At 65.5% G+C, this 23,326-nt stretch carries 15 protein-coding genes, 1 tRNA gene and 1 pseudogene; 12 read left to right on the top strand and 5 right to left on the bottom strand.

Features of this window, described 5'->3' with window-relative positions; all coding sequences use genetic code 11:
* Positions 1-12 precede the first annotated feature (12 nt).
* Positions 13-255 (bottom strand): hypothetical protein, encoded by a 243-nt coding sequence (locus HZZ13_RS05970; RefSeq protein WP_197958710.1) that lies wholly within the window; start codon positions 253-255, stop codon positions 13-15.
* 118 nt (positions 256-373) lie between these two features.
* Positions 374-450, bottom strand: a tRNA-Arg gene (locus HZZ13_RS05965).
* Between the two features lie 419 nt (positions 451-869).
* On the opposite strand from HZZ13_RS05965, the gene HZZ13_RS05960 reads away from it, so the two are divergent.
* The 6 genes from HZZ13_RS05960 to HZZ13_RS05935 all read left to right on the top strand — a co-directional run bounded on the left by HZZ13_RS05960 (position 870) and on the right by HZZ13_RS05935 (position 12,061).
* A complete protein-coding gene (locus HZZ13_RS05960; protein WP_197958709.1) occupies positions 870-6,065 on the top strand; it encodes an alpha-2-macroglobulin family protein in 5,196 nt (1,731 codons plus the stop codon).
* A 5-nt stretch (positions 6,066-6,070) separates the two neighbouring features.
* Complete coding sequence (gene pbpC, locus HZZ13_RS05955; RefSeq protein WP_246504321.1) at positions 6,071-8,281, top strand: penicillin-binding protein 1C; 2,211 nt, start codon at positions 6,071-6,073, stop codon at positions 8,279-8,281.
* 50 nt (positions 8,282-8,331) lie between these two features.
* Positions 8,332-10,074: an ArnT family glycosyltransferase gene (locus HZZ13_RS05950; RefSeq protein WP_197958708.1), complete on the top strand. Its 1,743-nt coding sequence runs from the start codon at positions 8,332-8,334 to the stop codon at positions 10,072-10,074.
* Position 10,075: 1 nt separating this feature from the next.
* Entirely contained in the window at positions 10,076-10,924 is an 849-nt protein-coding gene (locus HZZ13_RS05945; protein ID WP_197958707.1) for a phosphatase PAP2 family protein, read from the top strand.
* A 64-nt stretch (positions 10,925-10,988) separates the two neighbouring features.
* Complete coding sequence (locus tag HZZ13_RS05940) at positions 10,989-11,726, top strand: glycosyltransferase family 2 protein (RefSeq protein WP_197958706.1); 738 nt, start codon at positions 10,989-10,991, stop codon at positions 11,724-11,726.
* Positions 11,723-12,061, top strand: coding sequence for a lipid-A-disaccharide synthase N-terminal domain-containing protein (locus tag HZZ13_RS05935; protein WP_025036223.1), 339 nt, complete (start codon positions 11,723-11,725; stop codon positions 12,059-12,061). Before HZZ13_RS05940 ends, HZZ13_RS05935 begins: the two co-directional genes overlap by 4 nt.
* A gap of 94 nt (positions 12,062-12,155) precedes the next feature.
* Here the strand turns inward: HZZ13_RS05935 and metC are convergent, their stop codons facing one another.
* Positions 12,156-13,340, bottom strand: coding sequence for a cystathionine beta-lyase (gene metC, locus HZZ13_RS05930; protein WP_197958705.1), 1,185 nt, complete (start codon positions 13,338-13,340; stop codon positions 12,156-12,158).
* A 394-nt stretch (positions 13,341-13,734) separates the two neighbouring features.
* Here metC and HZZ13_RS05925 point away from each other — a divergent pair, with 394 nt between their 5' ends.
* Genes HZZ13_RS05925 through HZZ13_RS05910 form a run of 4 tightly spaced genes read left to right on the top strand, consistent with a single transcriptional unit; the run spans position 13,735 to position 18,248 of the window.
* A complete protein-coding gene (locus HZZ13_RS05925; protein WP_197958704.1) occupies positions 13,735-14,751 on the top strand; it encodes an amino acid ABC transporter substrate-binding protein in 1,017 nt (338 codons plus the stop codon).
* A 25-nt stretch (positions 14,752-14,776) separates the two neighbouring features.
* A complete protein-coding gene (locus HZZ13_RS05920) occupies positions 14,777-15,982 on the top strand; it encodes an amino acid ABC transporter permease (protein WP_197958703.1) in 1,206 nt (401 codons plus the stop codon).
* Entirely contained in the window at positions 15,979-17,499 is a 1,521-nt protein-coding gene (locus HZZ13_RS05915) for an amino acid ABC transporter permease (protein ID WP_197958702.1), read from the top strand. Before HZZ13_RS05920 ends, HZZ13_RS05915 begins: the two co-directional genes overlap by 4 nt.
* An 11-nt stretch (positions 17,500-17,510) precedes the next feature.
* Complete coding sequence (locus HZZ13_RS05910) at positions 17,511-18,248, top strand: amino acid ABC transporter ATP-binding protein (RefSeq protein ID WP_197958701.1); 738 nt, start codon at positions 17,511-17,513, stop codon at positions 18,246-18,248.
* Between the two features lie 108 nt (positions 18,249-18,356).
* Here HZZ13_RS05910 and HZZ13_RS37340 read toward each other — a convergent pair.
* Positions 18,357-18,434, bottom strand: a pseudogene (locus HZZ13_RS37340) (outer membrane protein); the annotation flags it as partial.
* A gap of 172 nt (positions 18,435-18,606) precedes the next feature.
* Entirely contained in the window at positions 18,607-19,641 is a 1,035-nt protein-coding gene (locus HZZ13_RS05905; RefSeq protein WP_197958700.1) for a cysteine synthase A, read from the bottom strand.
* A 776-nt stretch (positions 19,642-20,417) separates the two neighbouring features.
* Here HZZ13_RS05905 and HZZ13_RS05900 point away from each other — a divergent pair.
* Positions 20,418-21,902, top strand: coding sequence for an efflux transporter outer membrane subunit (locus HZZ13_RS05900; RefSeq protein WP_197958699.1), 1,485 nt, complete (start codon positions 20,418-20,420; stop codon positions 21,900-21,902).
* Positions 21,892-23,295: an efflux RND transporter periplasmic adaptor subunit gene (locus HZZ13_RS05895; protein ID WP_197958698.1), complete on the top strand. Its 1,404-nt coding sequence runs from the start codon at positions 21,892-21,894 to the stop codon at positions 23,293-23,295. Before HZZ13_RS05900 ends, HZZ13_RS05895 begins: the two co-directional genes overlap by 11 nt.
* The last annotated feature ends 31 nt before the right edge of the window (positions 23,296-23,326 follow it).

Genomic DNA, 23,326 nt, shown 5'->3' with positions numbered 1-23,326 from the left:
CGAGCGCGTCGATCAGTCGACCGCCAGGCAATACTCCAGTTGCGGCTTCGCGTGGCCGCGGCGCGCCCAGTCCTCAACGGTAAATGCAGGCTGACGTTGTCCTGTTGCGGCGCCAATGATCGAGGCCTGGGCCACCTCGATGTGCCTCGTAAGCACATTGGTGTTCACCAGGCCTGCGTCGACCGCCAAATACGAGATCGCAACGATCGCGACCGCAGACGCGATCGCCATTCTCGTCAATTCGGATTGCTGCATTCAGAACCTATCGGGCGCATACCGCCCGGCGGTTACATAGGACTGATCGGCGCCGTTCAAAGGCCGGCATATGGTTACCCACGCGTTCGTGAAGAGCGCCGGCTTTGCAAATCGTGAGTGGCGATCCCGGCAGGACTCGAACCTGCAACCCGCGGAGTAGAAATCCGCTACTCTATCCAGTTGAGCTACGGGACCGTCTTGAGCCGGCCGGTTTGGGCCGCCCGGATCAGGCGGCTGGCCGTTCTGTAACATGCCAATATGAAAAAACCGGTGTTTCGCCAAGTCTGAACCGAACCGTTTTCCTCAGTGGGACGACAAAGCGGAACGGTGGGGTGTCAGGGTGCCGGGTTGAGCGGCAGCGGACTGGACGATGGATCACATCGCCGGGAACGCTGAACAGCTTCCGGGACACGGCCGCCGGTCGATTGGTCAGGTAATGCTGCGCCATCAGGACGGCGTGCGCGGCGGTATCTCGGCCGGTCTCCTCTGGGCTTGCCTTTATCATGGCGAAAGCGACGCTTTGCACCTTACGGTTCCATCGCCTTGAGTCCGTCACCTTTCCGCGCATTTCATTTGCCGCCGCGGCGTTCGTCCGCGCATTCCGGGAGTCCTCCATGATCGGTCTTGTTCGCGCCGTCACAATCTGCGCCGCGCTGGCGCTCGGCCTCGTCGCTGCACAGGCCGCCGACAAGGCATTCAAACGCGATGACCTCGCCGATTCCGCGATCAAGCTGGAGGCCCAGATCAAGAGCGAGGCCGGGCCGGTCGCCAAGACCAATGCGACGCTGAAGACGGACGCCGACGCCGCCTTCCGGCGCAATGATTATCGCACCGGCCTTTCGGTGCTTGGCCAGATCGCCGCGACCACGCCTGAGGATGCCGGCAACTGGCTGCGGCTCGCCAAGGTCATCTTCCAGATCTCGCCGAAGAGCTCGAGCGAGCAGACCTTCCTGCTGGAGCGCGCCTCGACGGCGGCCTATATCGCCTACCAGCGCGCCGGCAATGCGGGCGAGGAGGCCGACGCGCTTGCCGTGCTCGGCAAGGCGCTGGCCGAACGCAAGCTGTGGCGGCCGGCACTGGACGCGCTGCGGCTGTCGCTCGACATGCGCGAGGTCGCCGACGTCCGCGGCCAATATGAAAAGATGCGCGACGAGCACGGTTTCCGGCTGCTCGACTATACCGTGGACTCGGACTCGGCGAGCCCGCGCGCCTGCTTCCAGTTCTCCGAGGAACTGGCCAAGCGCACCGACTTCGCGCCGTTCCTGGCGCTTGCCGGGCAGGACAAGCCGGCGCTGTCGGCCGAAGGCAAGCAGCTCTGCGTCGACGGGCTGAAGCACGGCGAGCGCTACAACATCAATCTGCGCGCTGGTTTGCCGTCGACCGTGAAGGAGGGGCTGCCAAAATCGGCCGAGTTCAACATCTATGTGCGCGACCGCAAGCCGTTCGTGCGCTTCACCAGCCGCGCCTATGTGCTGCCGCGGACCGGCCAGCGCGGCATTCCTGTCGTCAGCGTCAATACGCCCGCGGTCAACATCAACGTCTTCCGGATCGGTGATCGCAACCTGATCAACACGGTGGTCGACAACGATTTCCAGAAGACGCTGTCCAAGTACCAGCTCAGCGAGCTCGGCGACGAGCGCGGCGTCAAGGTCTGGAGCGGCGAGCTTGCGACCGCGATGACGCTGAACCAGGACGTCACCACGGCGTTCCCGGTCGACCAGGCGCTCGGCGAGCTCCAGCCCGGTGTCTACGTCATGACGGCCGCGGCCAGGAGCTCGGACGAAGACTACCAGCTCGCCACGCAATGGTTCATCGTCTCCGATCTCGGCATCACCGCTTACTCCGGCAATGACGGCATCCATGTTTTCGTCAACTCGCTGGCCTCGACCGATCCGGTCGGCAAGGCCGAGGTGCGCCTGGTCGCGCGCAACAACGAGATCCTGGCGACGCGCAAGACCGACGATGCCGGTCACGTGCTGTTCGAGGCCGGCCTTGCGCGCGGCGAGGGCGGATTGTCGCCGGCGATGCTCACGGTCACCGGCGAGAAGGCCGACTATGCCTTCCTGAGCTTGAAGACGTCGGCCTTCGATCTGTCCGACCGCGGCGTTTCCGGCCGCGCCGTGCCCGCGGGCGCCGATGCCTTCGTCTATGCCGAGCGTGGCGTCTACCGCTCCAGCGAGACCGTTTTCCTCACCGCGCTGCTCCGCGACGGCCAGGGCAATGCCGTCACCGGCGGGCCGATGACCCTGGTGATTGAGCGCCCCGACGGCGTCGAATATCGTCGCGCCGTGCTGGCGGATCAGGGCGCCGGCGGCCGCACGCTGTCCGTGCCGCTCAATTCGGCCGTACCGACCGGCACCTGGCGGGTGCGCGCCTTCACCGATCCGAAGGGTGCTTCGGTCGGCGAGACCACCTTCATGGTCGAGGATTACGTGCCCGATCGGATCGAATTCGATTTGTCGGCCAAGGACAAGCTGATCAAAGCTAATGTTCCAGTGGAGCTTAAGGCTGACGGTCATTTCCTCTATGGCGCACCGGCCTCAGGCCTCCAGCTCGAAGGCGACATGCTGATCGCGCCCGCGGCCGAGCGGCCCGGCTTTGCCGGCTACAAGTTCGGCGTCGACGACGAGGAGACCACCTCGAACGAGCGCACGCCGCTGGAGAACCTGCCCGAGGCCGACGCCAGTGGCGTTGCGACCTTCCCGGTCACGCTGGACAAGCAGCCGGCCTCGACGCGTCCGCAGGAGGAGCAGATCTTCGTCCGCATGGTCGAGACCGGCGGCCGCGCCGTCGAGCGCAAGATCGTGCTGCCGGTCGCGCCCGCCACGGCGCAGATCGGCATCAAGCCGCTGTTCGGCGACAAGAACGTCGCCGAGGGCGACAAGGCCGAGTTCGACGTCGTGTTCGTCTCGCCGGAGGGCGAGAGGCTGCGCCGCGACGGCCTGCGCTATGAGCTGCTGAAGATGGAATCGCGCTACCAGTGGTACCGCCAGAACAATTACTGGGAGTACGAGCCGGTCAAGTCGACATCGCGCGTGGCCGACGGCGACGTCACTGTTACGGCCGACAAGCCGACGCGGATCTCGCTCACGCCGCAGCCCGGCCGCTACCGGCTCGACGTCAAGTCGAACGACGCCGACGGCCCGGTGACCTCGGTGCAGTTCGACGTCGGCTGGTATTCCGACGGCAGCGCCGACACGCCGGACCTCCTGGAGACCTCGATCGACAAGCCGCAATATTCCTCCGGCGACACCATGACGGTGTCCGTCAACGTGCGCAGCGCCGGCAAGCTCACCGTCAACGTACTCGGCGACCGGCTGCTGACGACGCAGACCATCGACGTCAAGGAAGGCACCGCGCAGGTGAAGCTCCCGATCGGCAAGGATTGGGGCACCGGTGCCTATGTGGTGGCGACGCTGCGCCGGCCGCTCGATGCGGCCGCCCAGCGCATGCCGGGCCGGGCGATCGGGCTGAAATGGTTCGGCATCGACAAGCAGGCGCGCACCTTGCAGGTAAAGCTGTCGCCGCCTTCGCTGATCCGGCCGAACTCCACGCTGAAAATCCCGGTCAAGCTCGACGGCCTCAACCCGGGCGAGGACGCCAAGGTCGTCATCGCCGCCGTCGATGTCGGCATCCTCAACCTCACCAATTACAAGCCGCCGGCGCCGGACGATTATTATCTCGGCCAGCGTCGCCTCAGCGCGGAGATCCGCGACCTCTACGGCCAGCTGATCGACGGCATGTCGGGCACGCGCGGTCAGATCAAGTCCGGCGGCGACGCCGGTGGCGAGCTCCAGGGCTCGCCGCCCACGCAGAAGCCGCTCGCGCTCTATTCCGGCATCGTCACCGTCGCTGCCGACGGCACCGCGGAAGTCAGTTTCGACATTCCGGAGTTCGCCGGCACGGCGCGCGTGATGGCGGTGGCGTGGACCGCGACCAAGCTCGGCCGCGCCAACACCGATGTCGTGATCCGCGATCCCGTCGTGCTGACGACGACGCTGCCGCGCTTCCTGCTCAACGGCGACCACGGCACGGTTAACCTGGAGATCGATAATGTCGAGGGCCAGGCCGGCGACTACGTCATCAATGTGAAGGCGGGCGGCCCGGTGAAGATGACCGGCAATCCCGCAACCACCGTGAAGCTCGCCGCCAAGCAGCGCAATTCGTTCGCGCTCGCGCTCGATGCGACCGCGGCCGGGCAGGCGACGCTCGACGTCGACATCAAGGGGCCGAATGGCCTCGCGCTGGCGCGTCACTATGCCTTCGACGTCAAGGCGGCGACGCAGGTGCTGGCGCGGCGTTCGATCCGCACCCTGGCGAAGGGCGAAAGCCTGACGCTGACCTCGGACATGTTCTCCGACCTCGTGCCGGGCACCGGCAGTGTCTCGGTTTCGGCCAGCCTGTCGACCGCGCTCGATGCGGCAACGATCCTCAAGGCGCTCGACCGCTATCCGCATGGCTGCTCGGAGCAGATCACGAGCCGGGCGATGCCGCTGCTCTATGTCAACGAGCTCGCGGCCGGCGCGCATCTTGCCATGGACACCGAGGTCGACCAGCGCATCCGCGACGCCATCGAGCGGCTGCTGGCGCGCCAAGGCTCGAACGGCTCGTTCGGCCTGTGGTTGGCCGGCGGCGACGATGCCTGGCTCGATGCCTATGTCACGGACTTCCTCACCCGCGCCCGCGAGAAGGGGTTTGCGGTGCCGGACGTGCTGTTCAAGAACGCGCTCGACCGTATCCGCAACTCCGTCGTCAATGCCAACGAGCCGGAGAAGGACGGTGGCCGCGATCTCGCCTACGGCCTCTACGTGCTGGCGCGTAACGGCGCAGCTCCGATCGGCGATCTCCGCTATCTCGCCGATACCAAGCTCGCCAATCTCGCGACCCCGATCGCGAAATCGCAGCTTGCGGCGGCGCTGGCCCTGGTCGGCGACCGCAACCGCGCCGAACGCGTCTATGCTGCTGCGCTCGACAGCCTTGCGCCCAAGCCCGTGCTGGAATTCGGCCGCACCGATTACGGCTCGCAGCTGCGCGATGCCGCTGCATTGGTGTCGCTCGCCAGTGAAGGCAATGCGCCGAGGGCGACGCTGACGCAGGCGGTGTCGCGGGTCGAGACTGCACGGGGGCTGACGCCCTACACCTCCACCCAGGAGAATGCGTGGCTGGTGCTGGCGGCGCGCGCGCTCGCCAAGGAGAACCTCTCGATCGAGGTCGATGGCCAGCCGGTCAGGACTGCCTTGTATCGCAGCTACAAGGCGGACACGCTGAGCGGCAAGCCGCTGAAGATCACCAATACCGGCGATGCGCCGGTGCAGGCGGTGGTCTCGGTGTCAGGCTCGCCGGTCACGCCGGAGCCGGCGGCGTCCAACGGCTTCAAGATCGAGCGCAGCTACTTCACCCTCGACGGCAAGCCCGCCGACATCAGCAAGGTCAAGCAGAACCAGCGCTTTGCGGTGGTGCTGAAGATCACCGAGGCCAAGCCGGAATACGGCCACATCATGGTGTCCGACTATCTGCCGGCGGGCCTGGAGATCGACAATCCAAAACTGGTCTCGTCCGGCGACAGCGGCACGCTGGACTGGATCGAGGACGGCGAGGAGCCTGAACATACTGAGTTCCGTGACGACCGCTTCACCGCGGCCGTCGACCGGGCCTCGGATTCCAAGTCGGTCTTCACCGTCGCCTATGTCGTGCGCGCGGTCTCGCCCGGCAAATACGTGCTGCCGCAAGCCTATGTCGAGGATATGTACAATCCCTCGCGCTATGGGCGGACCGGCACGGGCAGTGTCGAGGTGCGGGCGGCGAAGTGAGTGAGATGAGCGGAGGCGGTAGCAGCTCTCGTCATTCCGGGGCGGCTCGAAGAGCCGAACTACGGCGCGCAATTGCGCGCCTGAGAATCTCGAGGTTCCGGGTCTGGTCCTTCGGACCATCCCGGAACGACGGCAGTGGAGCGCGGAGCAACGGCTACCGCGTCCTCTCCACCCTCGCACTCACGCTCATCCTCGCCATCATCGGCTTCGTCTCTTGGGTCTATTCGCTCGGCCCGCTCCCGTTCGACGAAGCCCGCCAGGTCTCCACCACCATCGTCGATCGCAACGGCAAGCTGCTGCGCGCCTATGCGATGGCGGATGGGCGCTGGCGGTTGCCGGTTGATGCCAGGACCAACGTCGATCCAACCTACCTGAAGCTGCTGTTCGCCTACGAGGACCAGCGCTTTTACGCCCATGACGGCATCGACCCGCTGGCGCTGGGGCGCGCCGCGTTGCAGCTCGGAACGCGCGGCCACATCGTCTCGGGCGGCTCGACCATCACGATGCAGCTGGCCCGCCTGATGGAGCCGCGGCGGCAGCGCTCGGTCTACGCGAAACTGCGGCAGATCGTGCGTGCGATCGAGATCGAGCGCAGCATGAGCAAGGAGCAGATCCTGGATCTGTATCTGGCGCTGGCGCCCTATGGCGGCAATCTCGAAGGCATTCGCGCGGCGTCGATCGCCTATCTCGGCAAGGAGCCGAAGCGGCTGTCGCTGGCGGAGGCCGCGCTGCTGGTCGCACTGCCGCAATCGCCGGAGACGCGCCGGCTCGACCGCTTTCCGGAGGCTGCGCGCAAGGCACGCGACCGCGTGCTCGACCGCATGGTCGAGGAGCACGTGGTCAGCGCCGATGACGCCAATCAGGCCAAGGCGGTGCCGGTGCCGAAACTGCGCAAGCCCATGCCGATCCTGGCGCCGCATGCCTCCGATTCCGCGCTGTCGACGGTCAAGGACACGCCGATCATCAAGCTGACGCTCGATGCGAATCTGCAGAAGGTGCTGGAGCCGCTGGCGCGCGACCGTGCGATTGCGCTGGGTCCGAACATCTCGGTCGGCATCATCGTGGTCGACAATGAGAGCGGCGACGTGCTCGCGCGGGTCGGCTCGGCAGATTATTTCGACGAGAGCCGGGCAGGGCAGGTCGACATGACCCGCGCCATCCGCTCGCCCGGCTCGACGCTCAAGCCCTTCATCTACGGGCTCGCCTTCGAGGACGGCTTTGTTCATCCCGACAGTCTGATCGACGACCGCCCGGTCCGCTTCGGCTCCTATGCACCGGAAAACTTCGACATGACCTTCCAGGGCACGGTGCCGGTGCGGAAGGCGCTGCAATTGTCGCTGAACGTGCCAGCGATCGTGCTGCTCGACCGCGTCGGGTCGAGCCGGCTGACCTCGCGGCTGCGGCAGGCCGGCGGCAACCTCATCCTGCCCAAGGACGAAGCGCCCGGCCTCGCGATGGGCCTCGGCGGCGTCGGCGTGACGCTGCAGGATCTTGCCCAGCTCTATGCCGGCTTCGCCCGGCTTGGGACCACCAAGCCGCTGCGCGAGATCGTGACGGCCACGGACGATCGTGAGCCGTTGCGGCTGCTGGATCAGGTCGCAGCCTGGCAGGTCGGCAACGTCCTGCTCGGCACGCCGCCGCCGGAGAACGCCGCCCACAACCGCATCGCCTTCAAGACCGGCACCTCCTACGGCTATCGTGATGCCTGGTCCGTCGGGTTCGACGGCCGCATGACCATCGGCGTCTGGGTTGGCCGTCCGGACGGAGCGCCGGTTCCCGGCCTGATCGGACGCGTCGCCGCCGCGCCCATCCTCTTCGATGCCTTCGCCCGGAGCGGCAGGACGCTGGCCCCCTTGCCGAAGCCGCCCAAGGGAACCCTGGTCGCAAGCAATGCGAAGCTGCCGCTGCCCTTGAAGCGGTTCCGTCCGGTCGGCGAACTGGTGCGAAGCGGGGGCGAGCAGGCCCTTCACATCCAGTTTCCGCTGAACGGCTCGCGGATCGACGTGGATCGATCAGGTGGCCGAGAAAGCGCAGCCATGCCGGTCAAGGTCGCCGGCGGCGTGCTGCCGATGACGGTCATGGTTAACGGCACCGCGCTCGGCGAGATCGACGGCCGCCGGCAACGGCTGATCGATCCGCCCGGCCCGGGCTTTGCACGGCTCACCGTGATCGACGCCACGGGCGCCGCGGACACAGTCGTCATTCGAATTCAATGACCCTGCCTTAAGCGGTTGTGGCGATGGCGGTTTCAGCGTAAGCGGAACCAATGGCCGAGACCTACCCACGCCCCCGTTTTGGAGCCCCCCGCGAGTCGAAATCGCCCGCAAATCCGGGCAGCGGGCTCGTGCGCATGCTCGACATCGTCACGGCCAGCCACCCGCGTGCGGTCGGCTTCCTGGTGCTGTGTGCGCTGCTGCTGTTCCTGCCGGGCTTCTTCACCATCCCGCCGATCGACCGCGACGAGGCGCGGTTTGCACAGGCCACCAAGCAGATGGTCGAGAGCGGCGACTATGTCGACATCCGCTTTCAGGAGGATGTCCGCTACAAGAAGCCGGTCGGCATCTACTGGTTGCAATCGGCGACCGTCGAAGCCGCCTCGATGCTCAAGCTGCCGAAGGCCGAATTGCGCATCTGGGTCTACCGGCTGCCGTCGCTGATGGGCGCGATCGGCGCCGTGCTGATGACCTATTGGGCCGCGCTCGGCTTTGTCACGCGGCGCGCCGCGGTGCTGGCGGCGCTGATGATGTGCGCCTCGGTGCTGCTCGGGGTCGAGGCGCGCCTGGCAAAAACCGACGCCGTGCTGCTGCTCTGCGTCGTTGCCGCGATGGGTGCGATGGCGCGGGCCTATCTGTCCTGGCAGCGCGCCGAAGACGAGACGCATCCGCCCTGGAGCTGGCCCGCGATCTTCTGGACCGCGCTCGCCGCGGGCATCCTGATCAAGGGCCCGCTGATCCTGATGTTCGCAGGCCTGACCATCGTCGCGCTCGCGATCCAGGACCGCGACGCCTCCTGGCTGTGGAAGCTGCGGCCGGTCTGGGGCCTGATGTGGATGCTGGTGCTGGTGCTGCCCTGGTTCGTCGCGATCTTCTGGCGCGCGGGCGAGACCTTCTTCGCCGATTCCGTCGGCGGCGACATGCTGAGCAAGATCGGGGCCCAGGAATCCCACGGCGCGCCGCCCGGACTGTATCTTGCGCTGTTCTGGATCACGTTCTGGCCAGGCGCGCCGCTGGCGGCGATGGCGGCGCCCGCGGTGTGGCGGGCCCGCCGCGAGCCCGGCGCGCAGTTCCTGCTGGCCTGGCTGATCCCGTCCTGGATCGTGTTCGAGGCGGTGCTGACCAAGCTGCCGCATTACGTACTGCCGCTGTATCCTGCGATCGCCATCCTCACCGCCGGCGCGGTGGAGCGGCGCGTGCTGTCGCACTCCTGGCTGATGCGCGGCTCGGCCTGGTGGTTCGCGATCCCCGCAGCGGCCTCGATCATTGCGGTGGTCGGCGCGGTGATGCTGACGCGGCAGCCCGCCTTCGTGGCCTGGCCGTTCATCGCAGCCGCGCTGATCTTCGGCCTGTTCGCCTGGTGGCTGTTCGATACCAACCGCGCCGAGCGGTCATTGCTCAACGCCCTGGTCGCAGCCCTGATGCTGGCCGTGACGATTTACGGCATCCTGCTGCCGTCGCTGACGCCGCTGTTTCCCAGTATCGAGATCGCGCGCGCGCTTCGCAACGTCACCTGCGTCGGACCGAAGGCGGCTGCGGCCGGTTATCACGAGCCGAGTCTCGTCTTTCTGGCGGGCACCCGGACCGTGCTCACCGACGGCTCCGGTGCGGCGGACTTCCTGCGGCAGGGCAGCTGCCGCTTCGCGCTGATCGAGCAGCGCTCGGAGCGCAGCTTCGTGCAGCGCGCCGAGGCGATTGGGTTGCGCTACAAGGTCGGCGCGCGCATCGAGGGCTATAATTTCTCGCAAGGGCGCGCGATTTCGATCTCGATCTTCCGCTCGGAAGGTACCGAATAGGATGGGGGCTCCGACCGACATCGCGCCGCATGATGCCAGCTATCCCGCGCAATTGCTCGCCGTGTCCTGGCGCGCGCTGGCGCAGCTCGTGCGGTCGCCCTCGCATTCTTGCCGCGCCGAGGCCGCCCGGAAGCTGGCGCGGCATTCGCTGTGGCTTGCCGCGGCGGGCGCAGCGCTTGTCATCGCGCTGATGGTCGCGTTCGATCAGACCGAGATCCTGCTGATGCCGCCGCGCGGCACGCCGAGCCTGTGGCCGATCCGCATCCTGACCGATTTCGGCAAGGACGAGTATATCCTCTCGGTGCTGGGGGTTGCGCTGGTGGTGCTGGCTCTGGTCGCGGCCGGGCTGCGCGGGAGCCGTCGCGCGCTGCTGCTCGGCGTCGGCACGCGGCTGCAATTCATGTTTCTGTCGGTTGCCTTGTCAGCCTTCGTGGCCGAGATGCTGAAATATCTGATCGGCCGCGGACGTCCGTTCGTCGGGGGCAAGGCCAATCCGTTCAACTTCGTCCCGTTCGAGGGCACCGGGGCTTATGCCAGCCTGCCGTCAAGCCACGCCGTGGCTGCGTTCGCCCTGGCGTTTGCCGTATCGGCATTGTGGCCGCGCCTGCGCGTCTTCATGTTCACTTACGCAATCGTGATCCTGCTGACGCGCCTGGTGCTGCTGGCGCATCACCCGAGCGATGTCGTGGCCGGCGCTCTGGTCGGAACGGTCGGCGCCATGGCCGTCCGCTACTGGTTTGCGGCCCGAAAGCTCGGCTTTGCCATCCGCGCCGACGGCACTATTGCGCCGCTTTCTGGGACGGTTTCCAACCGCCTCAAAAGGGTTGCCCACCGGGCATCCGCCCCATAAAAGCGGCTGCCTGCCGGGACCGCCGGTTCCCTTGGGCAGGTCAATTCCAACCACGAGCCTCGATTTGTCGACGTCCCAGCCTTCGGTTTCCATCGTCGTTCCCGTGCGCAATGAAGCCGACAACATCGCGCCGCTGATCGCGGAGATCGGCGCGGCACTCGATGGCCGCTGGCCCTATGAGATCATCTACGTCAACGACGGCTCCACCGACGCGACCGGCGATCGGCTTGCCGCTGTTATGAAAGAGCGGAGCAATCTGCGTCAGCTTCGCCATGCAAGATCCGGCGGCCAGTCGGCAGCCGTGCGCAGCGGCGTGCGCGCGGCGCGGGGAGAGATCGTGGCGACGCTCGACGGCGATGGCCAGAACAATCCGGCCTTCCTGCCGGACCTGATCGCGGCAGTCGAGAAGGGGGCAGGGCGCGTCGGTCTCGCTGCCGGCCAGCGGGTCGGGCGCAAGGATACCGGCTTCAAGAAATTCCAATCACGCGTTGCCAACGGCGTTCGCAACGCCATCCTGAAGGACGGCACGCGCGACACCGGCTGCGGGCTGAAGGCGTTCCGCCGCGACGTCTTCCTGATGCTGCCCTATTTCGACGGGCTGCATCGCTTTCTGCCCGCGCTGGTCCGCCGCGAAGGCTACGACATCGCCTATGTCGACGTGATCGACCGGCCGCGCCATTCGGGCGTGTCCAACTATGGTTTCTTCGACCGGCTGTGGATCGGCATCATGGATCTCGCCGGCGTCTGGTGGCTCATCCGCCGCAAGAAGCCGACGCCTGAGGTGACCGAGGTGAACGCATGATCATTCAATACGGTCAGGCGCTGAGCAATTATCTCTATGACGTCTTCGTCGCCAAGTTCGACTTCTGGCTGGCATTCGGCCTGGTCGCGCAGCTCTTCTTCACGGCGCGGTTCCTGGTACAGTGGATCGCGAGCGAGCGCGCCGGCAACAGCGTCGTGCCGATGGCGTTCTGGTTCTGCTCGATGGGCGGCGGGCTGATGACGCTGGTCTATGGCGTCGTCAAGCGCGAGCCCGTGATCATCCTCGGACAGTCGCTCGCGACCATCATCTATATCAGAAACATCATGCTGATCTGGAAGAACCGCGGCACCGCCTCGAAGACGCTGGACCGCTGATCCAGGATTCGGCTCCGCTCGTTCAATCCCGCCAGTTGGCTGCATCAGACTTTGCAGTGGCACGTTTGCCAGGCGAGATGCCCAATCCTGATGCTCACATCGCCGCTTTGAAGGCAGCGAAGCCGCGGTCGAGATCGGCCTTGAGATCGTCGGTGCTCTCGAGCCCGATGTGGAGACGTAGCGTCGGGCCGCCGGGCGCCCATTTGGTCGCGGTGCGATAGGCGTCGCAATCAAAGGGAATCGCAAGGCTCTCGAACCCGCCCCAGGAAAAGCCCATTCCGAACAGCTTGAGCGTGTTGAGCATGGTGTCGACTGCCTTCTGCGGCGCCGGCTTCAGCACGATGCTGAACAGGCCCGAGGCGCCGGTGAAGTCGCGCTTCCAGATCGCATGACCGGGATCGGTTTCGAGCCCGGGATGCAGCACGCGCGCGACCTCAGGCCTCGCCGCCAGCCAGCGCGCCATCTCGAGCCCGGAGCGATGATGCTGCGCCAGCCGCACCGACAACGTGCGGAGGCCGCGCAGCGCCAGGAAGACGTCGTCGGGGCCGGCGCAGACGCCGAGCAGGCGGATGCCTTCGGCAATCATCGGCCAGGCCTTGGCATTGGCGGAAATCGTGCCGAACATGATGTCGGAATGGCCGCCGATATATTTCGTGGCGGCCTGCATGCTGATGTCGACGCCCTGTTCCAGCGAGCGGTGATAGAGCGGCGTCGCCCAGGTGTTGTCGTCGATGACGAGCGCGCCGCGCCCATGCGCGACTTCGGCGATGGCGCGGATGTCGGGCATCTCGAACGACTGTGAGCCCGGCGCCTCCACCAGAACGGCCCGGGTGTTGGGCTTGAACAGCTTGTCGATGCCGGCGCCGATCAGCGGATCGAAATAAGTGGTCTCGACGCCATAGCGGGTCAGCATGCCGTTGCAGAAATTGCGCGAAGGCCGATAGATGTTGTCGACAACCAGAATGTGATCGCCGGCCTTCAGCACCGAGAGCAGGGTGGTCGAGATCGCCGACAGGCCGGACGGCACGATGCCGACGCCGGCGCATTGCGGCCCCTCCAGCGCCATTAGAGTATCCTGGAAAGCCCTGGTCGTCGGGGTGCCGTGGCGGCCATAGGTGAACTCGCTGCGATGGGCGTGCAGGTCCTCGGCTGTTGGATAGAGTACGGTCGAACCGTGGAAGACCGGCGGATTGACGAACCCCTTCTGCGCCTTGGTGTCGCGGCCGGAGGTGACCAGCCGGGTCTCGGCGTGCTGCTCTTGGGGGTGCGAGGAATCCATGCGTCTGCTTTCAAAACCGCGTTTCCACCGGGCGCGTCGCGCCCGCGGGGCGGCCGAAAGGCCGCGGTCGTTAATAACAGAACACAGAAGAGTCCCGTCAACCCCTTGACCCCGCTCGCCAGTCGTTCTGTGATGCGCAGGTGCTATTCAGTCGCCGCATGTTGAGGGGCCTGCTGCGACCTTCGATCCATTGCCTGACCGGACTATGCGCCACAGCCATAACGGCGGGCGCCAGCGGCGGGGATGAAGGTATGGCCTCCCGAGATCGGCGAGTGTTCGGCAAGGTTTTCCAGCATGACTCTTGCAAGGCCAGATTCTTAGAAGACCTGCCTGGCAGAGACGATCCTAAAGACAACATTCCTGACCTTGAGACGACCTTGAAAGGCCAAAGCCCATGAAACGCGTAACCCTGGCTCTCACCCTTGCTCTCGCCGCCGGCCTCACCGCCCAAGCCGCCGAGGCGCAAACGCTCAAGACCGTCAAGGATCGGGGCATGCTGTCCTGCGGCGTCAGCCAGGGCCTGCCGGGCTTCTCCTCGCCCGACGACAAGGGCAACTGGACCGGCATCGACGTCGACGTCTGCCGCGCCATTGCCGGCGCGATCTTCAACGATCCGACCAAGGTCAAATTCGTGCCGCTGTCCGCCAAGGACCGCTTCACCGCACTGCAATCCGGCGAGATCGACGTGCTTTCGCGCAACACCACCTGGACCATCTCGCGCGACACCTCGCTCGGCGCCAACTTTACCGGCGTGACCTATTACGACGGGCAGGGCTTCATGGTGAAGAAGTCGCTCAAGGTGAATTCGGCGCTCGAGCTCAACAGCGCATCGGTCTGCGTGCAGACCGGCACCACCACCGAGCAGAATCTCGCCGACTACTTCAAGGCCAACAACATGAAGTACGAGGTGATCGCGTTCGCCACCAACGACGAAACCGTCAAGGCCTATGAAGCCGGCCGTTGCGACGTCTTTACCACCGACCAGTCGGGCCTGTACGCCAACCGCCTCAAGCTCGCCAATCCCAACGACCATATGGTGCTGCCCGAGATCATCTCGAAGGAGCCGCTCGGCCCGATGGTGCGCCACGGCGACGACCAGTGGTTCGACATCGTGAAATGGACGCTGTTTGCGATGCTCACCGCCGAAGAGCTCGGCGTGACCTCGAAGAACGTCGACGAGAAGGCGAAGCTGGAGAATCCCGAGCTGAAACGCGTGCTCGGCAGTGACGGCAATTTCGGCGAGCAGCTCGGCCTGACCAAGGATTGGGTGGTGCGGATCGTGAAGACCGTCGGCAATTACGGCGAGGTGTTCGATCGCAACGTCGGCGCCGGCTCGCCGCTCGCCATCAATCGCGGTGTCAACAATCTCTGGAACAAGGGCGGTCTTCAGTACGCGCCGCCGATCCGCTAATCGCCCCTGATCGGCCGGCAGCGGCATGACCACCGAGGCCCGAAAACCGCCGCCCCAGATCGCGCTGAAGATCCGGCGCATTCTGGGCGGCAAGGCAGGCTGGAACGGCGTTGCCGTCCAGTTTGCCTTCGCGGCGATCCTGGGCTGGATCGGCTACGAGATCGTCTCCAACGCCCGTGCCAATCTGGAGAACCAGCACATTGCCGCCGGTTTCGGCTTCCTCAGGAACAATGCCGGCTTCGACGTCAACCAGACCCTGATCTCCTATACCGGCTCGGACACGTTCCTGCGCGTGTTCGTGGTCGGGCTGTTGAATACGCTCATAGTCTCCGTGGTGGGCATCTTCTTCGCCACGGTGATCGGCTTCATCGTCGCGCTGTGCCGGCTGTCGCCCAACTGGCTGCTGTCGCGGGTCGGCGAGATCTATGTCGAGGTCATCCGCAACCTGCCGCTGCTGTTCCAGATCCTGTTCTGGTATCTGGCGGTGCTCGCGGCCTTGCCCAATCCGCGGCAGAGCATTTCCGTGTTCGGCATTGCCTTCATCAGCAATCGCGGCCTCGTCGTTCCCAGCCCGATCGGCCAGAGCGGTCTCGCGCCGTTCCTTGCGGTGCTGGCGTTCGGCATCGTCGCCTCGCTGGCCCTGCATTTCTACGCAAGGCGAGCTCTGTTTCAGCGCGGGCAGGTGATCCGCATCTGGCCTTCCGTGCTGGCCCTGCTGTTCGCGCTTCCGCTGGCCACGATGCTGGTTTTCGGTCTGCCCTTCACTTTCGAGTTGCCGCAGTTGCGAGGGTTCAACTTCGCCGGCGGCTCACGCATCATCCCCGAATTCGTGGCGCTGGCGGTGGCGCTGTCGACCTATACCGCCGCCTTCATTGCCGAGATCGTGCGCGCCGGCATCCTGTCCGTTCACAAGGGGCAGATGGAGGCGGGATCCTCGCTCGGCCTCAGCCGCGGCGCCACGCTCCGCCTCATCGTCGTGCCGCAGGCCATGCGCGTCATCGTGCCGCCGCTGACCAACCAGTACCTCAATCTCACCAAGAACTCGTCGCTGGCGGTCGCGATCGGCTATCCTGACCTGGTGTCGGTGTTTGCCGGCACGTCGCTGAGCCAGACCGGGCAGGCGATCGAGATCATCGCCATGACGATGGGCGTCTATCTCCTGATCTCGCTCCTCACCAGCGCGATCATGAGCGTCTACGGGTGGCGCGTCAGCCGGAGTCTCGGCGCATGAGCGATGTCATCTCATCCAGCTTCGTCCGCCGGGACCTGCTCGCCGAGCGTCCGGCGCCGGTGAAGACCACGGGCTTCATCGGCCTGATGCGCACGCGCCTGTTCAACTCGCCGACCAACATCCTGCTGACGATCCTGGGCGCCTTGCTGCTTTGGTTCACCATCGTTCCCTCCGTCAAGTTCCTGATGGTCGATGCGGTCTGGAGCGGCAAGGACCGCGCCGCGTGCCTCGCCGAGAACGCCGGCTTTGCGGTCGGCGCCTGCTGGCCCTACATCCAGGCGAAGTTCCCGCAACTGATCTACGGCTTCTATCCCGAGGCCGAGCGTTGGCGGGTGAACTTGACGCTGTTGCTCGCAGCAATCCTGCTGCTGCCGCTGCTCATTCCGCGGCTGCCGGCGAAGGGCCTGAATGCCGGCCTGTTCTTCGTCGCCTTTCCGGTCGTGGCGTTCTTCCTGCTGCACGGCGGCGGCATCAAGGGCTTTGGGCTGAGCTGGACGGCCGGGCTGCTGCAATTGTTCGATGAGAGCATCGTCGGTGCCGGACAGGCGCTGCTCACCTCGAGCAAAACCTCGGCGATCGGACCGCTGCTGTGGGTGCTCGGGAGCCTCATCGCGCTGCTCGGCACTGTGATCCATTGGCTGATCTTTCCGCTCACCTGGCTGCGCGATTACATCCAGGGCACGGGCCAGTCGGTCTGGACGGATTTCGCCGTCACGGCCGCGATCGTCTGCCTGATCACCTTCGTCCTCGGCGGCGGTGTTCGCACCGGCGGGCGGGCTCTGGCATCGAGCATCGCCACCTTCATCGCCATCGCCATCGTGATCAAGCTGATGGATCTCGACCACGGCGGCTTGCCGGTCGTGACGACGAATCTGTGGGGCGGCCTCCTGGTGACGCTGGTGGTCTCCGTCACCGGCATCGTCACATCGCTGCCGATCGGCATCGCGCTCGCGCTCGGTCGCCGCTCGACCATTCCGTTGATCCGGATCTTCTCGATCGCCTTCATCGAGTTCTGGCGCGGCGTGCCGCTGATCACCGTGCTGTTCTTCGCAACCTACATGCTGCCCCTTTTCCTGCCCGGCAATTTCACCGTCGATGGCCTGGTGCGTGCGCTGATCGGCATCGCGCTGTTCACCGGCGCCTATCAGGCCGAGAACGTCCGCGGCGGGCTCGCGGCGATCCCGCGTGGCCAGAGCGAGGCGGCCGCTGCCCTCGGGCTGTCCTGGTGGAAGACGACCTCGCTGATCGTGCTGCCGCAGGCGCTGCGGCACGTCATTCCGAACCTCGTCAACAGCTTCATCTCGCTGTTCAAGGACACCTCGCTGGTCTCGATCGTGGCTCTGTTCGATCTGCTCGGGTCGCTGCGCGCCTCGTTCGCGGATCCGAAATGGTCGACGCCGTCGACTGCGTTCACCGGCTTCGCCTTCGCCGGGATCATCTACTTCATGTTCTGCTTTGGAATGTCTCGCTATTCCTTGTTCGTCGAGCACCGCCTCAACGCCCACCGCCGCAACTGATCGAGGCCACCATGTCCGAGCCCATCGTCAAGATTTCCGGCCTGAACAAATGGTACGGCGAATTCCACGTCTTGCGTGATATCGATCTCGCGGTGCAGAAGGGCGAGCGCATCGTGATCTGCGGTCCCTCGGGCTCGGGCAAGTCCACGCTTATCCGCTGCATCAATGCGCTGGAGGAATTCCAGGAGGGCGAGATCGTCGTCGACGGCATCGAGCTCGGGCCGAACCTCAAGCACATCGACGCGGTCCGCCGCGAAGTCGGCATGGTGTTCCAGAGCTTCAACCTGTTCCCGCATCTGACCGTGCTCGACAATTGCACGCTGGCGCCGATCTGGGTGCGCAACATCCCGAAAAAGGACGCCGAGGAGACCGCGATGAAATTCCTGGAGCGGGTCAAGATCCCGCATCAGGCCAACAAGTTTCCGGGGCAGATGTCCGGCGGCCAGCAGCAGCGCGTCGCGATTGCCCGGGCCCTGACCATGAACCCGAAGGTGATGCTGTTCGACGAGCCGACTTCGGCGCTCGATCCCGAAATGGTCAAGGAGGTGCTCGACACCATGGTCGACCTCGCCGAGGAAGGCATGACCATGCTGGTCGTCACCCACGAGATGGGCTTTGCCCGCGAGGTCGCCAATCGCGTCGTGTTCATGGACGCCGGGCAGATCATCGAGGCCAACACCCCGAACGAGTTCTTCGCCGCCCCGCAGCACGCCCGCACGAAGCTGTTCCTGAGCCAAATTCTGCGCTGAGATTCGGCGACCGGCGGCCTCGCTGGTCTGACCGCAAGCCTCGCACTATCCGAATCGGCTTGCCTCTCTTCGGGCCCATCCTCCGGAGAGAGACGTTGCAGAGACGTTGTTTACGACGGTGCCCTTGTTGTCGAGGCCGGAGATCGTGCCTTCCACGCCGAACACATAGTTGTTGGCCTGCCAGTGTAGGGGCGCGGGCGATCGCGGGCGTCAAGACCCTGCTCGAGGTCAATCCGCGATCGCCAGTTCTGGCGCGACTATTGCGCCGCGGCTGCGGAACGCGGCGAAGTGGCCTGAACGGGCCGAACCGCGGCCGCGTTGAGGGCGTGCATCCGCGACGCGAGCGTTCTTGTGACGATCAGACGAAGGGCGGCTTGATGTTGCTGCGCTTCTCCAGCCATTCCGGCACCGGCAGGTTCTTGGCGCGCATGAAGTCCGCGTTGAACAGCTTCGACAGATAGCGGCTGCCGGAATCGCACAGCACGGTGACGATCGTCTTGCCGGGCCCGAGCTGCTTCGCAAGCCGCATCGCGCCGACAACATTGATACCCGTGGAGCCGCCGAGGCACAGACCTTCGTGCTGGAGCAGCTCGTAGATCGCACTGACGGCGTCGGTGTCGGGAATGAGATAGGCATCGTCGACCTCGGCGGTCTCGACGATCGCGGTGGCGCGGTTGAGGCCGATGCCCTCCGTGATCGAGCCGCCTGGCGTCGCCTTCGGATCGCCGGTCCTGAAATATTCGTACATACCGGCGCCGTGCGGATCGGCGCAGGCGATGCGGATGTTGTTGTTCTTCTCCTTCAAATAGCGGCTGACGCCGGCGATCGTGCCGCCGCTGCCGACCGAGCAGACGAAGCCGTCGACCTTGCCGCCGGTCTGCTCCCAGATCTCAGGCCCTGTGGATTCGTAATGCGCCTTGGCGTTATCAAGGTTGTTCCACTGGTCGGCGAACAGGACGCCATTGGGCTCGGTCTTGCGCAGTTCGTCGGCAAGCCGCCGGCCGACATGCTGATAATTGTTGGGGTTGGCGTAGGGAAGGGCCGGCACCTCGATCAGCTCGGCACCGCACAGCTTCAGAAAGTCCTTCTTCTCCTGGCTCTGCGTCTCGGGGATCACGATCAGGGTGCGGTAGCCGCGCGCGCTCGCAACAACGGCAAGGCCGATGCCGGTATTGCCGGCGGTCGCTTCCACCACGAGCCCGCCGGGCTTCAGCTCGCCGCGCTTCTCGGCCTCCAGGATCATCCATTTGCCGGCGCGGTCCTTCACGGACTGACCGGGATTCATGAACTCGGCCTTGCCCAGGATGGTGCAGCCGGTCAATTCCGAAGCGCGCTTGAGCTTGATGAGGGGAGTGTTGCCGATGGCTTCGACAACGTCGTTGCGAATGGGCATGTCAGGGGAAATCACTGGCAAGGGGTTGATCGGCTTTGGCCCGAACCTAGTGCTTGAGAGGCCAAAGGGAAAGGCTTTTGCGCTGCGGCGAACCCGACCGAAACACCCGCGCAAACAGTGATATGCTTGAGAGGAGACCAGCGATGATGCGCGCGGCCGTGAGGGGGGACATCCGGTAGCAGGAATCGGCCGACCCCCGGCCAGTGCACGAAACGACCGCGCTCCCGATCAGCGTTGTCGCGACCAATTCTTGCCACGGGCGAGACGGGTCGCGGCCGGGCGAGCGATGCTTCGGCATCGGGACTGGACTCCTCTCCTGCTTGCGGAGGAGGCTGGGGGTGCCTCGCGGTGGGATTGTCGAGGAATTGGGATTGTCGAGGAATGCGGAGGCTGTCCCTGGTTGGCGAGAGCCCTCACCAGCCGTGCCCGCGGACAATCCTGCTGAAATTCATATGCAATACCTCTGCAGCACCGGGTGTGGCCGCAATATCACATGAAATCTTGGTAAGCTTGCTTACGTTTCCAGATGCTTCGTAATGAAAGAAGCCGCTGCAGCACAGGCACTTTTGGTATTCTTGTTGATCCATTCCCGGCTCGTTGGCTCGGACACCTCGCAATTGCGGCACTGTCCCGCCGTTCCGCGCCCAGCTAGGATGAAACTCAGGTTCCGCAGAAAGCATCATCGCTGTGAACGCGCCGTCCAAAGCCTCCCGACCACCCCGCCGCGAATCGGTTAGTCCGGCAGCGTGGCGGCGGCTTGATCTGCCCCGCAGGGGGTGGACGTGACACAACAAGTTCCAGCGATCGCCTCGCGGCGGTCTCTCGGTTCTGCATTCGGAACGCTGCACTCGGCGCGATGGATCGCGGTGCTGTGCCTCGCCGCCGCCTCGGGGGCTTGCGTGCTGACCCAGGACCTCCCTGATCCCGCGCTCGACGTTCCCTCGCACTACAAATATGCCGGCAAGGGCGATGCGCCGCCGTCGCTGGATTGGTGGCGCGGCTTCCGCTCTGCGGAGCTGACGCAGCTGATGGAGGAGGCGCAGACCGTCAACCTCGACATCGCCGCCGCGGTTGCGCGCATCGTCCAGGCCGACGCCCAGGCGCGGCAGGCCGGCGCGGCGCTGCTGCCGAGCGTGTCGACAGCCGGATCGGAGACCTATTCGCGCACCTCGGGCGCAAGCTCCTCGGGTCTGTCGATCGGCGGGCGCGAGGTCGTCAATTATTCGGCCTCGCTGAGTGCGAGCTATCAGCTCGATTTCTGGGGCCAGAACCGCGACGCGCTGCAATCGGCGGAGGAGACGGCGCACGCCAACCGTTTCGATCGCGACACGGTCGCGCTGACCACGCTCGCCGCCGTCGCCAACGCCTATTTCCAGGTGCTGGCCTCGCAGGACCGCATCAGGACCTCGCAGCGCAATATCGCGAGCGCGCAGCGCATCCTCGATGCGGTCAGGGAGCGCCGCAGGGCCGGCACCGGCAGCGATCTCGACGTCGCCCAGCAGGAGAGCGTGCTGGCGAACCAGAAGGCACTGGTGCCGCCGCTGCGCCAGACGCTGGACCAGAACGTCAACGCGCTCGCCGTACTGGTCTCGCGGCCGCCGGAGAGCGTGCGCGTTCACGGCGGCTCTCTGGACCGGATCGCGATCCCGCGCGTGACGCCCGGCCTGCCGTCGGAGCTGCTGACGCAGCGGCCGGACATCCGTCGCCAGGAGGCGCAGCTCGCCTCCGCCACGGCCAACATCGGCAATGCACGCGCACAATTCTTTCCGACCATCCAGCTCACCGGCAGCGGCGGCTATCAGAGCGCGGCGCTGGTCTCGCTGTTCCAGCCGCATGCGGCCTTCTTCCAGCTCGTCGGCAGCGCGACGCAACCGATCTTCGACGGCGGCAGGATCCTCGGCAATTTCGAATTGGCCAAGGCGCGGCAGGACGAGCTGCTGCAGACCTATCGCAAGACCATCATCCAGGCCTTTGCCGACGTCGACAACGCGCTGTTCTCGATCAAGCAGACCACGATCAAGCTGCAATTGCAGCGCGATGTCGTCGCCGCCTCGCGCCGCGCCTTCGATCTCTCCGAGCAGCAATTGCGTGCCGGCACCGCCGACATCGTCACCGTGCTCAACACCCAACTGACCCTGTTCCAGGCGGAAGACGCGCTGTCGCAGGCCCAACTCGCACGGCTTCTGGCCATCGTCAGCCTGTACCAGGCGCTCGGCGGCGGCTGGGAGCCGCGAATGGAGAAACCGGTCAATGCTCTTTAAGCCGGACACCAAGCAGGGCGCGGAAGAGGGGACGGCGAAGAGATCGCGCGGCCGCGGCTTCGTGATGACCCTGATCACGCTCGCGATCCTCGGCGGCCTCGGCTATGTCGGCTGGATCGTCATGCATCAGCAGCAGACGAACAACCGCAATCAGCGCCCCGATCTGCCGGTGCCGGTGCTGGCGGCGAGCCCGCGCATCCAGGACGTGCCGGTTTATCTCGACGGCGTCGGCGCGATCCGCGCGCTCAACACCGTGACCGTGCGCTCGCAGGTCGACGGCAAGCTGATCGCGGTCAACTTCACGGAAGGCCAGGACGTCAAGAAGGGCGACGTGCTCGGCGAGATCGATCCGGCGATCTATCAGGCGCAGTACGACCAGGCGGTTGCCAAGAAGGCGCAGGATCAGGCTCAGCTCGCCAACCAACGCATCGATCTCGCGCGCTACGAGCAGCTCGCTGCCTCCAACGCCGGCTCCAAGCAGCAGGCCGACACCCAGCGCGCGCTGGTCGCCCAGACCGAGGCGCTGGTCAAGGCCGACCAGGCCGCGATCGACAACGCGGCGGCGACGCTGAGCTACACCAAGATCGTGGCGCCGATCTCGGGCCGCGCCGGCCTGCGCCAGGTCGACCAGGGCAACATCATTCATGCCTCCGACACCACGGGCCTCGTGGTGATCACGCAATTACAGCCGATCGCGGTGTGGTTCAGCCTGCCGCAGCAGCAGATCATGCGGGTCAATGCGGCCGCGGCGAAGGGCCCGCTCGCAGTCGACGTGTTCGGCAATGACGGCGTCACCGTGATCGATACCGGCAAGCTCACCGGCATCGACAACCAGGTCGACCAGACCACCGGCACGCTCAGGCTCAAGGCCGAATTCCCCAATGCCAATCACCAGCTCTGGCCGGGCCAGTTCGTCAATGTCCGCCTCAAGGTCGAAACCTTGACGCAGGCCCTGGTGGTGCCGACCTCCGCGGTGCAGCGCGGCCCGATCGGCACTTTCAGCTACGTCATCGGCGAGGACAACATCGTCTCGGCCAAGCCCGTGACGGTGACCCAGCAGAACGAGCATGACGCCGTGATCGCCAGCGGGCTGACAGCGAGCGACAGGGTCGTCACCACGGGCTTTGCCAATCTGTCCGACGGCTCCAAGGTGATCGTCGGCCGCGACGACCAGACGCCGTCGGCTGATCTTGCCCCGCGCAAGCGCTCGCGCGCACCGGACGCCCAGAGGAAGGACGGTGCCAAAGAGGGCCAGAAAGACGGGCAGAAAGACGGACAAGGCAAAGACGGCGAGTTGCGCGCCAAGCGCAAGAGCAGCGAAGGCGACCAGAAGGGGCAGACAGGACCGGCGCCGGGGCCGGGGGCATCGGAAAGTGGAGCCAAGCAGCCATGATCCCGACAACAGCCGCTTGAAGCGGCAGGCA

Source organism: Bradyrhizobium agreste (assembly GCF_016031625.1).
Classification (GTDB): Bacteria; Pseudomonadota; Alphaproteobacteria; order Rhizobiales; family Xanthobacteraceae; genus Bradyrhizobium; species Bradyrhizobium agreste.
Note: the sequence above shows the minus strand (reverse complement) of the source record. Positions and strands in the feature narration are given on the sequence as shown.